This is a genomic window from Roseibium sp. (assembly GCF_048260565.1).
Taxonomy (GTDB): Bacteria; Pseudomonadota; Alphaproteobacteria; order Rhizobiales; family Stappiaceae; genus Roseibium.
In genome coordinates this window covers 654,899-670,590 of the sequence record NZ_JBLXGP010000001.1, presented here as the reverse complement: position 1 = coordinate 670,590, position 15,692 = coordinate 654,899, and the positions used below count along the sequence as shown (strand labels likewise).

Genomic DNA, 15,692 nt, shown 5'->3' with positions numbered 1-15,692 from the left:
ACCGACCGGTAACCCATTATTTTTTCAATATATTTCTGTACAAAAACCGAAATCTGACACCGTTTGGCACAGGCCTTGCGTGGGTTGTGACGTGCAGCGCGCCTAGGGATCCGCTCTCGATTGAGAGACAGGACCGAGAGGTGCAAGCCGGACAGACGCAGGTCAGCCTGTCCATAGTCCGGTGACACGGCGGGACAAAAACCCGGGAGACCACTGCACAGGTTTGCGCGCGCAGACCTTCTCCCGGATGTGCGCGAGAACCTCGTTCAACGGCTGCGCCAACTGCGGCCCAGACAGGAGACGCGTACTGTTATGATCCGAACTTTCGCCAAATCCCTTTGCCTGGCAGCAGCGGTCGCTTTGCCTCTTTCTGCCTCCGCCGCCTTCGCCGAAGTGAAAACCGACTTCAAGGTCGCCTGGTCCATCTACGCCGGCTGGATGCCCTGGGGCTATCTTCAGGACTCCGGCATCATGAAGAAATGGGCCGACAAATACGGCATCAATGTCGAGGTGGTTCAGCTCAACGACTATATCGAATCCATCAACCAGTACACGGCCGGCGAATTCGACGGCTGCGCCATGACCAACATGGACGCCCTCTCCATTCCTGCAGCCGGCGGTGTCGACACCAGCGTTCTGATCGCAGGCGACTATTCCAACGGCAACGATGGCCTGATCCTCAAGGAAGGCGGGGACCTTGCCTCGATCAAGGGCCAGAACGTCAATCTGGTCGAGCTTTCCGTCTCCCACTACTTCCTGGCGCGTGCGCTTGAATCCGTCGGCCTGTCCGAAAAGGACATCACCGTCGTGAACACCTCGGACGCCGACATGGTCTCCGTTTACGGCACGTCGGAAATCACGGCTGTTGCGACCTGGAATCCGATGTTGTCCGAAATCCTCGCCAACCAAAAGGGCGAACTCGTTTTCGACAGCTCCAAGATCCCGGGCGAAATCATCGACGCCATGATGATCAACACCGAGACGCTCAAGGACAACCCTGCCCTCGGCAAGGCCCTGGTCGGCGCATGGTTCGAAACCATGTCGCTGATGGCTTCCGACACGCCGGAAGGCAAGGCCGCCCTGGAATCCATGGCGGCGGCCTCCGGCACCGACCTTGCCGGCTACAAGGCACAGCTCGCAGCCACCGCGCTGTTCTACACCCCGGAAAAGCTGCTTGAATTCACCAACGACGCCAAGCTGAAGCAGACGACGAAATTCGTAGCCGAGTTCCTCTTCGATCACGGCATTCTGGGCGAAGGCGCTCCGAGCGCGGAATTCGTCGGCGTCGAATTTCCGGACGGTTCCGTATATGGCGATGCCAACAACGTGAAGCTGCGTTTCGACAACAGCTTCGTGGAAATGGCCGCCAAAGGCGCACTCTGACCCGTCAGGACCTCGCGTTCTTCAGAACGCGGGGTCCGCCACTCCTATCGAAATTCCCGTTCGAAAGCAGGCCAGCCATGTCCAGCAAACTGACCGCCTTTACCGAACTGCCCGCCGTCGACGTCTCCGGCCTCTATGACAGGGAGCCGGAGGCACGACAGGCCGTGGCCAGGGAGCTTTACAAGGCCGCATCTGAGGTCGGCTTCCTCTATGTGACCGGGCATCAGGTGACCCGCGACCTGCGCGAACGGCTGATTGCCCAGACCAAACGTTTCTTCGATCTTCCGCTCGGAGAGAAGATGAAGATCTATATCGGCAAGTCGACCAGCCATCGAGGCTATGTCCCCGAAGGCGAGGAAGTCATGGTCGGCGGCAAGCGGGACCGCAAGGAAGCCCTCGACCTCGGTTACGAACTTTCGGCGGACCATCCGCTCGTCTCGGCCGGCACGCCGATGGTCGGGCCGAACCAGTGGCCGGACCTGCCGGGTTTTCGCGAAGACGTCTACGCCTATTACGAGGCGATCTTCGACCTCGGCAAACACCTGATCCGGGGCTTTGCGCTCGCACTGGGCCTTGATGAAACCTTCTTCGACGACCTCATCACCACCCCGCCCAGCCAGTTGCGCCTGATCCATTACCCTTTTGATGCCCAGGCCACCGATGTGCAGGGTATCGGGGCGCATACAGACTACGAGTTCTTCACACTGCTGCTGCCGACTGCCCCCGGTCTGGAGGTCATGAACGGCGCGGGCGAGTGGATCGACGTGCCGCTCCTGCCCGACGCCTATGTGGTCAATATCGGCGACATGCTGGAGATCCTGAGCAACGGAAAGTTCGTTGCGACTTCCCACCGGGTCCGCAAAGTGAAGGAAGAGCGATATTCCTTCCCGCTGTTCTTCTCCTGCGACTACCACACAAGGATCGCGCCGCTGCCGGAACTGATCGCACCGGAGGGATCATCGAAATACGAGCCGCTGATCGCGGGAGATCATCTTTATGCCCAGACGGCGCAGAGCTTCACCTATATGATCGAGAAGCTGGCGCGGAACGAAATCTTCCTGCCCGACAACGCCAAGGGACTGTCCTCCTTCGGCCAGTTCGCCCGCCACGCGGACCAGCAGGACGCATGACGGTATGAAACTCATTAACCGCAAACCGTCCCGGCGCCTGACCCTTTTCCTCAGTCTGCTGCCATTCGCCGCCCTGCTCGTGACTTACATGATCGCCAGCGACATGCGGCTCGCGGTCAATCCGTCGGACAAGCTGCTGCCGTCGTTCCAGACCATGGCCGACACCATGAGCCGGATGGCATTCGAACCGGACAAGCGCAACGGCGATTACCTGTTGTGGACGGACACCGCCGCAAGCCTCTACCGCCTGCTCGCCGGGCTCGCCATTTCTGCGGTTATTGCAATTGTCATCGGCCTTGCCATGGGCGTGCTGCCGGTGGCCCGCGCTTTCTTTGCCCAGTTCACGGCCGCGTTTTCGCTCATCCCGCCGATCACGGTCCTGCCGATCCTTTTCATTACCCTCGGCCTCGGGGAGGCTGCAAAGATCGGGTTGATCATCGTGGGTACGACCCCGGCGATGATCCGTACCCTTGCCCAATCGGCCCTCGACATTCCACGCGAACTTGTGATCAAGGCGGAGACCCTGGGCGCATCGAGCTGGCAGATCACCACACGGCTCTACCTGCCCCACATCCTGCCCAATCTCGTGGTCGCCCTGCGGCTAGGCCTCGTGCCCGCCTGGATCTTCCTGATCTCTGCGGAGGCGATCGCCTCGACCGAGGGGCTCGGCTACCGGATCTTCCTCGTTCGCAGGTACATGGCCATGGACCTGATCCTGCCTTACGTGGCCTGGATCACGCTGCTTGCCTTTGTCCTCGACCGTCTGTTGCTGATCCTGTCCAAGCGGGCCTTCTCCTGGAACCACCTGGAAGGAGACAGCCTGTGAGCCCACAGCCCAAGCTCTCCGTCCGCGATCTGTTCAAGGAATACGACGGCGCTCCGGTTCTGGAACGGGTAAACATCGATGTCCCCGAAGGCGCGTTCTGCACCATCGTTGGTGCGTCCGGCTGCGGCAAGTCCACCTTCCTGCGCATGCTCCTGTCCCAGGAACAGCCGAGCCGGGGCGAAATCCTGCTCGACGGTTCGCCCCTGCCGGAGGAACCGACGCCCGATCGGGGCATCGTCTTCCAGCGCTACTCGGTGTTTCCGCATCTGACTGTCTGGCAGAACCTGATCCTGGCGAAGGAATTCGAACAGGCACCGCTGACCGGACGCCTGTTCGGATCGGCACGCAAGAAGGCACGCGACGACATCGGCGAGTTGCTGGAGCGCATCGGCCTGACCCCGGCCACCGACCGCTATCCCGCCCAGCTTTCCGGTGGCATGCAGCAACGACTTGCCATCGCCCAGGCCCTGGTGAAGCGGCCGAAGATCCTGCTCCTCGACGAGCCCTTCGGCGCGCTCGATCCCGGCATCCGCCTGGACATGCACGAGCTTCTTCTGGGGCTCTGGCGCGAGTTCTCCATGACCATCTTCATGGTGACCCACGACATCAACGAGGCCTTCAAGCTCGGCACCCGCCTGCTGGTCTTCGACAAGGTTCGCCACGACCCGCAGGCACCCCACGCCTACGGGGCGACAATCACTTACGACCTTCCGGTCGACAAGACCGACCGGCAGAAAAAAGAACTGGCCGAAAAGCTCCTGCACGACCAGCCCGAATCCGCATGAGAAAAGGAAAACCTTCATGACGATCTTCGACAACCACGGACCCTCGACCCGGAACCGCGCAGCGGGCCGGCTGGATCGCTCCAAGCCGAGCCGCCAGCACCATCCCGATTTCGACAAGCTCTCCCTGCGTGGCTGGAAATCAGCGGAAAAGGAAGGCACCCTACCCACGGCCGCCTGGGAAAAGGAAAAGGCATGGGCCCTGCGCATGGGCCTGACCGGCTCCGACTGCCTCACCGACAAGTCGATCCCGACCTTCGCGCGCGGGGAACTGCCCCACTATGCCGGCATCAACACCTTCCTTAAGGCGCCCTATATCGAGGACGTTACCCAGGTCGGCGCCTATGATGCAGCCGTGATCGGCATTCCGTTCGACGGCGGCACCACTTACCGCCCGGGCACCCGTTTCGGACCGCAGGGCGTGCGCAAGATCTCCGCGCTCTACACGCCCTACAACTATGAAATGGGCGTCGACCTGCGCGAACAGATGACCCTTTGCGATGTGGGCGACGTGTTCACGATCCCGGCCAACATCGAAAAGACCTTCGACCAGATCACCCGGGCCGTCAGCCACGTGGTCTCCTCCGGCGCCCTGCCGATCATGATCGGCGGCGACCATTCCATCGGCTTCCCTTGCGTGCGCGGCATTGCCCAGTGCACCTCCAAGCGTATCGGCATCGTCCACTTCGACCGGCACATCGACATCCAGGAAAAGGATCTCGACGAGCGCATGCACACCACGCCGTGGTTCCATGCGACCGATCTGGTGAACGTGCCCGCCGTCAACCTGGTCCAGGTCGGCATCGGCGGCTGGCAGGTGCCGCGCGAAGGGGTTGAAATTGCCCGCAAGCGCAACACCAACATCTTCACCATGCGCGACGTGGAAGAACTAGGCCTCGCGGAAACCGCTGCCCGCGCCCTGGAACTGGCCTGGAAGGATGCGGACGCGGTCTACATTTCCTTCGACATCGACAGCGTCGACTGCGGTTTCGTGCCGGGCACCGGCTGGCCGGAGCCGGGCGGCTTCCTGCCCCGCGAAGCACTGGAACTGGTCTCGCTTGTTGCCGCCGAAGGGATCTGCGGCCTCGAGGTCGTGGAAGTCTCCCCGCCCTATGACACCTCCGACATCACGGCGCTGCTCGCTACCCGCGTGATCGTGGACGTGCTCGGCACGCTGGTCTCCCACGGCAAGATGGGCTCTCACAAATCCATCATCGACAAGCCGGTTTCCATCCCGGCCGGTCCGGACGTGGAGTAAGGCGAATGGGACACGGTCATCACCACCATCCTCATGATCATCATCACGGGCATTCCCACGATCACCCTCATCATGACCACAGCCACGGGCATAGTCACGGCCACAGTCACGGGATGGGCCACAATCACGCCCACGCAGACGCCGATCACCTGCATTCGCACGTGCACGGCACATCGAGCCGGGAAAAGGTGGAAGAACTCAAGGTTCTGGCGACGAGCTTCGTCGACGGCTTCCGGGGGGCGGAAGACAAGACCAGCTACCTGAGACTGGCCGGCATTCCGTTCCAGCGGCCGGGCAAGGACGGGCTGACCATGAGCCTGGTCGATGCGGCCATTGCCTCCAACTGGCAGATCGGCACCGCCTCGCCGGCCTTTGCCTCGCGCGAACTGGTCTACATGCCGTTCCCCGGCAACATGGTCTCCCACCGGGAGAGCATGACCTTCACCTATGTCTCACTCACCGAACGGGCCGATATCGACCTCGTCGACCTGCTGTCGGAACGCATTGAAAACGGAGAAACGAACCAATGAAACGCACCCACACCGCCCTGCTCGCCTCTTCCGCAAGCCTGACTGCTATTGCTCCGGCTTATGCCCATTCGGGCGCGCATTCCGGCATTCACCTGGACGAGGCCGCAGCACATATCCTGCATTCGCCCTATCACGCGGCCGGGCTCGCAGTCGGCGCGCTGATTGTTGCCTCCGTCGTCTGGAAAGTGGCGGCCAGGCGCTAAGCCGAGGGCAGACCGAAGGGAGGGCGTCCAACGGGCGCCCTTTCTGCCTATTCGAAATCCCGGACACCATTTTTCCGACCGGTCATTCTTCTCGGGGTTGCGTCTTGTCAACGCAGTGTTGCCTCACCAGCGATATAGAACCGATTGTATCCTTGTGTGTTGCCTCAACCAGCAGAAGACCTCTTACGTGCCCAACCGTTCCACGCTGCCTGTAAACGCGCATTGCCTGTACGCTGCGGATGTGCTTGAGACGCTGGGCGTTTCCACGACCGATGGCCTTTCCGATCACGGCGTTGCGGAAAGCCGGGCCCGCCATAGCGGCAACACCATCGAAACCCGCAAGAAGGTCCGACCACTCCTCGTCCTGCTTCATCAGTTTGAGAGTCCGGTCGTCTATCTGCTCGGCGCGGCAGCAATCCTGGCGCTCTATTTCCGGGAATGGAGCCAAGGGGCAGCGATCCTTGTTGTCCTCGCTCTGAATTCCGCGATCGGTTTTGGAACGGAAATCAAGGCGGCGCGATCGATAGAAGCCTTGCGGACACTCGGCACCCGGTCGGCGCGCGTGCGCAGGAACGGACAGGTCCGCGTCGTGCCCGCGGAAGACCTTGTTGTCGGAGATATTGTCCTGTTTGAAGGCGGAGACGGCGTTTCCGCGGATATCCGCCTGTTCGAAGCCTCGAATGTCGGCGCGGACGAATCGGCCCTGACCGGCGAATCCGTTGCCGTCGACAAATCGCCCGAACCGGTGGCATCAGACGCCCCTGTCGCCGACCGCACATCCATGCTCTTCAAGGGGACGTTCATTACACGGGGCAGCGGAGCCGGCGTCGTCGTCGCAGTCGGATCCGGGACCGAACTCGGCCGGATCTCGCAGCTCGCCGAAGAAGCGCAGCCGGAAGACTCCCCACTGGAAAAAGGTCTGGCAAAGCTGTCCGGCCAACTGGTGTGGGCGACGCTCATCCTGACTTCGCTTATTGCCGGCACCGGCATCCTGAAGGGCGAAGACATTCTTCTGATGGTCGACAGCGCCATTGCGCTCGCCGTTGCCGCGATCCCGGAAGGGCTTCCGGTGGTCGCCACGCTGACGCTTGCCCGCGGCATGTGGCGGATGGCGCGGCAGAATGCACTGATCGAACGCCTGCCGGCCGTCGAAGTGCTCGGGGCGACGACCGTGATCCTGACGGACAAGACCGGAACGCTCACGGAGAACCGGATGGCGGTCCGGCATCTTTGTGTTTCGGACGAAGAACTGGACCTCACTCCCGCCGCGAACGACGGAGCGCCCGATACTCCGATGCCGGATCTGGAAAACCGCCCGCAATTCCGGCAGTTGGTGAAGGTGGCCGTTCTTTGCAACAACGCTGCGCTCGGCGAGAACGACAAGGACCACAGCGGCGATCCGATGGAACAAGCGCTGCTGCGCCTCGGCGACCGTGCCGGGTTGGCGCAAGGTGCCTTTCTGGAAACGCATCCGCGCGTAAGCGAAACCGCCTTCGATGCATCGACCAAGATGATGGCCACCGTCCATGCCGACGGCGGCCGCTATTTCTATGCCGTAAAGGGCGCTCCGGAGATGGTGCTGCTTCGGGTTGCCTTCGTTGCCACCGCCGATGGCGAAGCCGCGATGGACGATGTCAGGCGTGCCGAATGGGTAAGCCGCATCGATACGCTCGGCCATCGGGGGCTCCGTGTCCTGGCGTGTGCCGCCAAGACCGCAAAAACAGCGGGCGAAGATCCTTACGACGGCCTCACCTTCCTCGGATTGATCGGCCTTGAAGACCCGGCAAGAGCCGATGTTCCCGACGCCATTCGCGGCTGCCGCGAGGCAGGGATGCGGGTCGTCATGGTAACCGGCGACCACGCGGTGACGGCCCGCAGTATCGCCCGCCATGTCGGCCTTGGAAGCGAGGCCTCCCGCATGGTCGACGGGCCAGACTTTTTGGCCATGGACGGTTCAGATAAAGGCAAACTGCTGGAAACGGATATTTTCTCCCGGGTCAACCCATCGGAAAAACTTGCTTTGGTCAGAGCCTATCAGAACGCGGGAGAAATCGTGGCCATGACGGGCGACGGGGTCAATGACGCCCCTGCCCTGCGCCAGGCCGACATCGGCATCGCGATGGGATTGCGCGGAACCGATGTCGCCCGGCAGGCAGCCGCCATGATCCTCCTCGACGACGCCTTCCCCACCATCGTGAAGGCGGTGCGTGAAGGCCGGGTGATTTTCGGCAACATCCGCCGCTTTGCCGCCTACCTACTATCCTGCAACCTGAGCGAAGTCCTGGTCGTCGGCATTGCCGTCCTGTCCGGCCTTCCGCTGCCGATCCTGTCGTTGCAGATCCTTTATCTGAACCTTGTCACCGATGTCTTTCCCGCCTTTGCGCTGGCCCTGGGCGAAGGAGAAAAAGGCATCATGAAACAGCCGCCGCGCCCGCCGAAGGAGCCGATCCTGGGACGGCCCCAGTGGTCTGCTATCGTCGCTCAGAGCCTCGTGCTGACGGCAGGAACATTCGGCGCGCTGTTTGCCGCCGAATTTTGGCTCGCACCCACCCCGGATGAGCTCGTGACAATCACCTTCCTCACCCTTGCCTTTTCCCAGCTCTGGCATGTCTTCAACATGCGGCACCGGCGCTCGGGACTGTTGCACAATGAAGTGACGCGAAACGTCTGGGTCTGGGGCGCTATTGTCCTGTGCACCTTGTTGCTTGCCGTTCCGGCCTACGTCCCGGCGATCGCAGACATTCTGCATATCGTCCCGCCGGATCGCGACATGTGGCTGATCATTCTCGGCATGAGTTCGGCACCGCTGGTAGTCAATCAGATCGGGGCACTTCTGTTCGACCGGTTCCGCCAATAACTTGCGGACCTTTTGGTGGTTCAAGCCAGCTTCGACAGGCGCTGAAAGAACGACAGTACGACCTGCTTCCGGTCCAGGTTTAGCGCTTCGGTGTCCGACGCCATACGGTTGGCCGCTTCCCACAATTCCGCAAAGGGCAGCATGTCGGCTGCGCGCCCGCCGGACATCTGGCGCATGCGTTCATGAAGCCACATGCGCCAGATATGCAGAAACGCCTCCCAGTTGTCGTCCTGGTTCCGGGCAGCGACAAGATCCCCGAGCCCGTGAAGGGCTGCGATATCGACCTTCGGTACTTGTCCCGCCAGTGCGGTGAACCCCTTGGCGATGGCAAGACCGTCGCCCGCCAGAAGCGTCAAGGCCGAGCGAAGACTGCCGTCGGCAAAGCGCGTCAGTTCTTTCAGGGCTTGCGGATCGGCTGTGGCTTGGGGCGCCAATTCGGACAGGCCTTCGGCGATTTCCGTTTCGCTTAAAGGATCGAGATCGAGCCTCCGGCAGCGGGAGCGGATCGTCGGCAACAGCCGGCCGGGTGCGTGCGACAGGACCAGAAACAGGCAGCGTGCCGGCGGTTCCTCAAGGACTTTCAGCAGGGCGTTCGCCGAGCTGATGTTCATGTCGTCGGCTGCATCGACGATGCAGATCCGCCATGCGGAGGACGAGGCCGTGGTTCCGAAAAAGGAAACCGTCCGGCGCACTTCGTCGACCGGCAATTCGGTCTTGAAACGCTTCGCCTTGTCGTCCCATGGGCGGCGCAGATGCAAGAGGTTCGGGTTGCCCCCCGATGCCACCTGCATGAAGACCGGATGGGTCGGCGCGAGATCGAGATCGGACGCGGCTGCCACCTCCGCTCCGAAACGGTCCGGATGGGCAATGATGAACCGGGCGAAGCGGTAGGCAAGTGTCGCCTTGCCGATGCCTTTCGGCCCGCCGAGGATCCAGGCGTGATGCAGGCGTTCGGACCGGTAGGCGTTGAGCAACGCCTGTTCCGTCTCCCTGTGACCAATCAGCCGCGCACGTTCGCGCGGCAAGGGCATGCCGTCCAGCCGGTCCGCTTCCGGGACGTCCATGACATCATTTGCCCGCGCCAACGCCAGCCTCCACCGGTTCGGGCCTCTGGTCCGCCTGAGGCAATTCCTCGACGAAATGGGAGAGCACGGCCTCCCAGATCTTTTCCTCGACCGTGTCGGGGCTTTGACGGCCGTCGATCACGGCAAAGCGCTGCGGCTCCTTGCGGGCAAGGTCGAGAAATAGAATCCGTCGGCGCTCGTGCACCTTCATCTCTTCGTTCTCGAACCTGTCGGGGCCGTCTCCGGTGCCGGCTTCGGAACGGCTGGAGACCCGCGACATGCCGATATCGGCCGGCACGTCGATGAGGATCGTCAGGTCAGGGCGCACGCCGGCGACGGCAGCGGTTTCCAGCAGATCGAGATAGTTCGGATCGACCCCGGCCTCCCCCTGATAGACACGAGTCGAATCCGCGTAGCGGTCGCAAAGCACCCAGTCGCCGCGCCCCAGGGCGGGAATGATGGTGGTATCCACGTGATCGGCGCGGGCCGCGGCAAACAGCATGGCTTCCCCGCGCGGACCCAGATCCCGGGCTTCGCCGCTCAGCAGGATCCGGCGGATCTTTTCCGCCCCAGGTGAGCCGCCGGGCTCCCTGGTCACCACCACGGCAAGCCCCAAAGCTTCCAGCCGTTTCCGCAACCGGTCGATCTGGGTGGATTTGCCGGCGCCCTCGCCGCCCTCGAAGGTGATGAAACGTCCCTGCACTTATCCGCCAATCCCGGCTTTTACCCGATTGCCTGTCATAGGATTTTTAAAGCCAGCCGAACAGCAATTCCATCAGGCCGTCCAACGCCTTTTCCTGCATATTGCCTTCTGCCACCGCCGCACCGGTTTCCAGTGGTGCGCGATAGACGATTCCGTTCGAACCGATCACCCGCAGCTCTCCGGTCGCGGTTCCTGCTGAAACCGGCGCCTTCAGGGGGCCGGAATAGACAACGCGCAACCGATAGTCCAGCGTCGTTCCGCGCGGCAACAGGACCGCCACATCGCTGCTAGCAACGAGCGGGACTTCTGACTGTGTGCCGCCGAAGACACGGGCATTGGTGATTGTGTCTCCGCGGGAATAGAGCTTGGAGATGCCGAAATATTCCCACGAGCCCTCGATCACCTCCTTGGCTGCGGCCAGACGCGCCTTGTCGCTTGGAAGACCGGCAACAGCGGCGATCACCCGCCTTCCGTCGCGTTCGACAGAGGCAAGGGCCGCGTAGCCGTCCTTCTCGCTCTGCCCGGCCCCGAGACCGTCCAGTTCCCGGATCTCGCCCAGAAGCGGATCCTTGTTGCGCTGGAAGATCTTGTTCCAGGTAAAATCCGGCTGGGAGAACATCGGGTAATAGGCGCGATGATGCTCCAGGATGTAGTCGGCCAAGCGCACCATATCGCTCACGGTCGTCTTTGCGATTTCGCTCTGATAGCCGGTCGGATTGACGAAGCGGGATCCGGTCATGCCGATGTTCTTCGCCAGGGCCGTCATGCGTTCGGCGAATTTTTCCTCGCTGCCATCGAGACATTCCGCCAGCGCGATCGCCGCATCGTTGCCGTGCGGGACGATCAGCCCCTGAAGCAGGTCGAGAACCTCGATTTCCGACTTGATAGCCGCGAACATGGTCGTTCCACCGGCCGGAGCACCGCCCGTCCGCCAGGCATGTTCGCTGATCCGGCATTTCGTATGTGGAAAGATCTCGCCTTCCGACAGGGCGGCAAAGACGGTGGCGGCGGTCATGACCTTCGCCAGGGAACCGGGCTCGAAAGGCCTGTCTGCCTCCTTGGCAAACAGGATGCTCTTGCTTTCGGGCTCGAAAAGATACGCCATCGGCGCATTGGTTTTCAGCGTCTCGGCCCAGGCCTCGGGCACAGGCAAAATCAGCCCGGCCACCAGCAGGCCAGCCACCACGGTCAACACCTTGAGATTAAGCACCAACGATTTGCCAGCACACGACATTGGGGCGTCCTCCCGAATCCGGAAGAAGAGTCGCCTGCCCGGACGCCGGGTGCAAGCGTTTTCGATCCCGCTTCAGGCTGTTTCTCAGTTCCCGTTCCGGGCAAGCCGGGACAACGGCACCGATCCGGCGGCCATACCGGAGACCGCGTCATACGCGGCATTGATCCGGTTGTTGGCGCTATAGGACGACACGGCGCTTCCGCTCAGCAGATTGCGCGGAGTGCCGGCAGCCGGGACACGCAGGACGCCGAGCGTACCGGAAGCGGCCCCAGCCGGGGCCGGCTCCGCGTAAGCGGCCGGTTGCGGGCTGTAGGCCGTTGCGGGAACCGGTGCGGCCTGCGGTACATTGGATTGAGAAAACGTATTGAGCGACGCGACAGCGATGGTCGACTGACTGGATTCGAATGCCAGCGCCGGATCATAGGCGACCTGATAGGTCGACCCGGTGTTAGCCGCAGACGCAAGCAGGACGGAACCACCGTAAGGCCGTGGAGCCGGCGCCGGCGCCGGGCCGAAGACCGGAGTGGGAGGTGTCGCCTGAGCCATAAGGGTCCCAGGCACCGTACCGCCCGGCGTGACCGCTCCCGGACCGCTGTAGGACGCCATCAGAAATGCTTCGTCATGACCGTCCATGCGCGCGCGGCCGACATATTCGACCTTCACCTTGGCGACACCGTGACTCTTGGTATCCAGCATCGTCGCGACGCGTTCGGACAGATCGATCACCCGGTTTCCATGGAACGGCCCGCGGTCATTGACGCGAACGATCATGGAGCGGCCGTTGTTCAGGTTGGTCACCTTGGCATAGGATGGCAACGGCATTGTGGTATGCGCGGCAGTCAGCGCATTCCGGTCGAAAATCTCGCCATTGGCGGTCTTGCGACCGTGGAAGGTCGGGCCATACCAGGATGCCAAGCCGACCTTTTTATACTTCGGATCTTCTTTCGGGTAGTACCACTTGCCGGCAATCTTGTACTTCTTGCCGACGATGTAGCGCCCGCCGCCTTTCGGCACAGGCTTTCCTTCGGCAACCACTTTCGGGCTGCCTTTGACACCGTATTTTTTCGGGCTGAATTTGGATTTCTGAACCGGTCCCGCCGTTCCGCAAGCAGCCAGAAAACCTGCCGCCATGACGACAAGAACCCCGGTCCTGAGTTGCGCACCAAGGGTCGACCACCGGTTCCGGTCATCGGGTTCAATCGGCAAGCCGTTATTTTCGGCTGCAGTTTCACCTGGTGCGGCTTTCGAGCAGACGACCTTCATGCCGTCTTCAACGCCCATCCCTAGCATCCCGCCGTCCTACTCATTACGCGTTGGCGGCCCCGTGCACACGCGATTCCGTCTAGCACAAAAATATTCGCATCCTGCGCGCTTCGATTCCCCTTCGCGGATGAACACAAAGCGCCGGATATCCCGAATGCCCAGCCCCCGCTCAGGCATTTGTTTCAGCTACTAGCACGAATGTTCTTACTGCAAAGTGAATGCGACGTCGAGATGGGGCGAAGGCCTAATGGCCGTTTTCCCAAGGTCGGCGCCCGTTTGGTCATTCCATTTGCCTGTTTTCCGGAGACAAATCCGGACCGCCCTGTGCGTTTATGCCGCCATCGACCTGTTTGTGATGCACATCACAGAGCCATTTTCGGATCCCGCCTAGTGTGACCTTGTTGCTAGCGACCGCCCTGTCGCGAAGCATGCTGGGGTCACCACCCAGCTTTGGCCGCCGGTCTCTACCCTGCCCACGACACCACGACCGGCGGCCTTCCCTTCCAACTCCTTCAAGCCTCTGGTTTCGCCGCTTTTCCCACGACCTATTATCGTCTTGGGCGCATGCCTCTTGACTTTATCCGCCGAACACTGGAAACGGAGCGAGTGGATGGGTGGTCGAGTGGTTTAAGGCACCGGTCTTGAAAACCGGCGAGCGTGCAAGCGTTCCGTGGGTTCGAATCCCACCCCATCCGCCATTCCCTATCTATTTCAAGCCCCTGACGCACCAACGGTCATGCCACCGCAGACGTAGAGCACCTGTCCGGTGACGAAGCCCGAGCGGGCGTCCAGCAGGTAGCTGACCGCGTGGGCGACGTCCTGCGGCTCGCCGATCCGGCGGACGGGAATTCCGTCGATGATCGCCTGCGTTCGCGGGGCCCCAGGCGGATTGGCCCGGTCGAACAGCTCGGTTCGGATCGGGCCCGGTCCGACGGCATTCGCCGTAATGCCGTATTCGCCCAGTTCCAGCGCCCAGGTCTTTGCCATGCCGATCAACCCCGCCTTGGTGGCGGAATAGGCCGTGCGCAATTCCTTGCCCAGGGCGGCCCTTGAGGCCATGTTCACGATCCGGCCGAAACCGGCCGCGCGCATGCCCGGGAGGAGCGCCTGGGTGCATTGCATGGCGCAGCGCAGGTTAAGCGCGACGACCTTGTCGAACTCCTCCAGCGTCTGATCGCCAACGGAAGCGGGTGCGACCATGCCGACGTTGTTGACCAGACGGGTGATCGGCCCGCCCTCCAGCGCCCTATCGAGCGCCTCCGCCGTCTCCACCGGATCGCAAAGATCCGCCTGGATGCCGTCACCGACGCGATCGATAACGACAGGTTCATAGCCGTCTCTTCGGCATCGCTCGACGCAGGCTGCTCCGATCCCGGCCGCACCGCCGGTAATGAGAACCCGCTCCGTCATACCGTTGCCACCGGCGTCACCGGCGACCCGACAGCACCGGGGAGCCGGAGCGGCGGTGCCGTCAGGAGAAAGCGGTTGCGTCCGTTTTCGCGCAGCCAGGCGGCCAGCGGTGTCAGGTGCCAGAGTTCGCCGAGCGGGATACCGTTCTTGAACAGGCAGTGCTCGTGCAAGGGCAAAGTCGAGCAGCTGTCCCGTTCGCACGGGCGCGCCGGATGGGCCTCGACCGCGTAATTGTCGGCGATCAGCGCCGCCAGTCCGCTGTCGGTAATCCAATTGAGAAGCCGGCCGTCGCGACCGTCGAGCACCGCGCAGGAATTGTGCAGCCGCTCGGGATCAGGCGTCCGGCCCATATCGAGCACCATCTGAGCAAATCCTGTATGCAGACAGACCATGTCGCCCTGTTCGATGACGACTTGATCCTGATCGAGGATCGGCATCAGGGTATCGTAGCCGACATGGGAATGCGCATCGCCGAGATGGGCGCGCAGATCCACCATCACTGCCCTGCCCTGAATGCAATGCGCGGCCATGTTCTCGATCCCGAGAGCGCCGGCATTCGAGGTACTCTCCGGCTTCATGTCAGGGCCAATCCCCGCATCTCCGGGCGATACGGGTCCGATGATCTCCGATCCGGCGCGATAGCCGTTATAGAATACGTGCTCCAACTCGCCGTCGCCGTCCACATCGAATTGCCCGCCGACGTGGGCAAGCGAATCCCATTGCGTGGAATACTGCAGATGCAGGATCGCAAGGTCATCGCAAAGGACATCTGTCGATCCGCTGTCCGGCCCCAGGGTCACGTTGAAATTGACCTGGCCGTCACGCAGGGTCGGCCGAAGAATCGGCGGCCTGCGGCGCGGGTTCAGATCGCTCCCGCCCGGATAATCCAGAGGAAGCGACAGGCAGAAGGCAATCCCCTCGACCGCCTCCGCCAATCCTTGGCGCAGCTTTTCCCGCGTGACCAGGTTCAAGCGTCCCAATTGGTCGTCCGGGCCGAAATCGCCCCAGTTGGACCCTTCCGGCCGGTGTGTCCAACGACGAGCCGCCAT

Annotated in this window: 14 protein-coding genes and 1 tRNA gene; 9 read left to right on the top strand and 6 right to left on the bottom strand. The window is 62.1% G+C overall.

Annotated features, from left to right (window positions below):
- Nucleotides 1–312: 312 nt before the first annotated feature.
- The 8 genes from ACN0SO_RS02940 to ACN0SO_RS02905 all read left to right on the top strand — a co-directional run bounded on the left by ACN0SO_RS02940 (nt 313) and on the right by ACN0SO_RS02905 (nt 8,969).
- Entirely contained in the window at nt 313–1,383 is a 1,071-nt protein-coding gene (locus tag ACN0SO_RS02940) for a putative urea ABC transporter substrate-binding protein (RefSeq protein ID WP_417674341.1), read from the top strand.
- A 77-nt stretch (nt 1,384–1,460) separates the two neighbouring features.
- On the top strand, nt 1,461–2,513 hold the full coding sequence (locus ACN0SO_RS02935) for an isopenicillin N synthase family dioxygenase (RefSeq protein ID WP_417674339.1): 1,053 nt from the start codon (nt 1,461–1,463) through the stop codon (nt 2,511–2,513).
- A gap of 4 nt (nt 2,514–2,517) precedes the next feature.
- Complete coding sequence (locus tag ACN0SO_RS02930; protein WP_417674337.1) at nt 2,518–3,339, top strand: ABC transporter permease; 822 nt, start codon at nt 2,518–2,520, stop codon at nt 3,337–3,339.
- Nucleotides 3,336–4,124, top strand: coding sequence for an ABC transporter ATP-binding protein (locus ACN0SO_RS02925; protein ID WP_417674335.1), 789 nt, complete (start codon nt 3,336–3,338; stop codon nt 4,122–4,124). Before ACN0SO_RS02930 ends, ACN0SO_RS02925 begins: the two co-directional genes overlap by 4 nt.
- A gap of 16 nt (nt 4,125–4,140) precedes the next feature.
- Nucleotides 4,141–5,379 carry an agmatinase family protein gene (locus ACN0SO_RS02920; protein ID WP_417674333.1) on the top strand — a complete coding sequence of 413 codons (1,239 nt, stop codon included), beginning with the start codon at nt 4,141–4,143 and terminating at the stop codon, nt 5,377–5,379.
- A 5-nt stretch (nt 5,380–5,384) separates the two neighbouring features.
- On the top strand, nt 5,385–5,909 hold the full coding sequence (locus ACN0SO_RS02915; protein ID WP_417674331.1) for a hypothetical protein: 525 nt from the start codon (nt 5,385–5,387) through the stop codon (nt 5,907–5,909).
- On the top strand, nt 5,906–6,112 hold the full coding sequence (locus tag ACN0SO_RS02910) for a hypothetical protein (RefSeq protein ID WP_417674329.1): 207 nt from the start codon (nt 5,906–5,908) through the stop codon (nt 6,110–6,112). Before ACN0SO_RS02915 ends, ACN0SO_RS02910 begins: the two co-directional genes overlap by 4 nt.
- A gap of 187 nt (nt 6,113–6,299) precedes the next feature.
- Nucleotides 6,300–8,969, top strand: a complete 2,670-nt coding sequence (locus ACN0SO_RS02905; protein WP_417674327.1) for a cation-translocating P-type ATPase — start codon at nt 6,300–6,302, stop codon at nt 8,967–8,969.
- Nucleotides 8,970–8,989: 20 nt separating this feature from the next.
- On the opposite strand, the gene ACN0SO_RS02900 is transcribed toward ACN0SO_RS02905, so the two are convergent.
- From ACN0SO_RS02900 to ACN0SO_RS02885, 4 genes are all read right to left on the bottom strand, one after another.
- Nucleotides 8,990–10,054, bottom strand: a complete 1,065-nt coding sequence (locus ACN0SO_RS02900; RefSeq protein ID WP_417674325.1) for a DNA polymerase III subunit delta' — start codon at nt 10,052–10,054, stop codon at nt 8,990–8,992.
- Entirely contained in the window at nt 10,038–10,736 is a 699-nt protein-coding gene (gene tmk, locus ACN0SO_RS02895; RefSeq protein WP_417674323.1) for a dTMP kinase, read from the bottom strand. Before tmk ends, ACN0SO_RS02900 begins: the two co-directional genes overlap by 17 nt.
- 46 nt (nt 10,737–10,782) lie before the next feature.
- Complete coding sequence (locus ACN0SO_RS02890; protein WP_417674321.1) at nt 10,783–11,970, bottom strand: D-alanyl-D-alanine carboxypeptidase family protein; 1,188 nt, start codon at nt 11,968–11,970, stop codon at nt 10,783–10,785.
- A gap of 84 nt (nt 11,971–12,054) precedes the next feature.
- Complete coding sequence (locus tag ACN0SO_RS02885) at nt 12,055–13,251, bottom strand: septal ring lytic transglycosylase RlpA family protein (protein WP_417674319.1); 1,197 nt, start codon at nt 13,249–13,251, stop codon at nt 12,055–12,057.
- A gap of 590 nt (nt 13,252–13,841) precedes the next feature.
- Between ACN0SO_RS02885 and ACN0SO_RS02880 the strand changes: the two genes are divergently transcribed.
- Nucleotides 13,842–13,931, top strand: a tRNA-Ser gene (locus tag ACN0SO_RS02880).
- Nucleotides 13,932–13,944: 13 nt separating this feature from the next.
- On the opposite strand, the gene ACN0SO_RS02875 is transcribed toward ACN0SO_RS02880, so the two are convergent.
- The gene (locus ACN0SO_RS02875; RefSeq protein ID WP_417674317.1) at nt 13,945–14,643 is read right to left on the bottom strand and encodes an SDR family oxidoreductase; all 699 of its coding nucleotides are present in this window, start codon (nt 14,641–14,643) and stop codon (nt 13,945–13,947) included.
- Nucleotides 14,640–15,692: a cyclase family protein gene (locus ACN0SO_RS02870; protein ID WP_417674315.1), complete on the bottom strand. Its 1,053-nt coding sequence runs from the start codon at nt 15,690–15,692 to the stop codon at nt 14,640–14,642. The genes ACN0SO_RS02875 and ACN0SO_RS02870 overlap by 4 nt, the downstream gene beginning before the upstream one ends.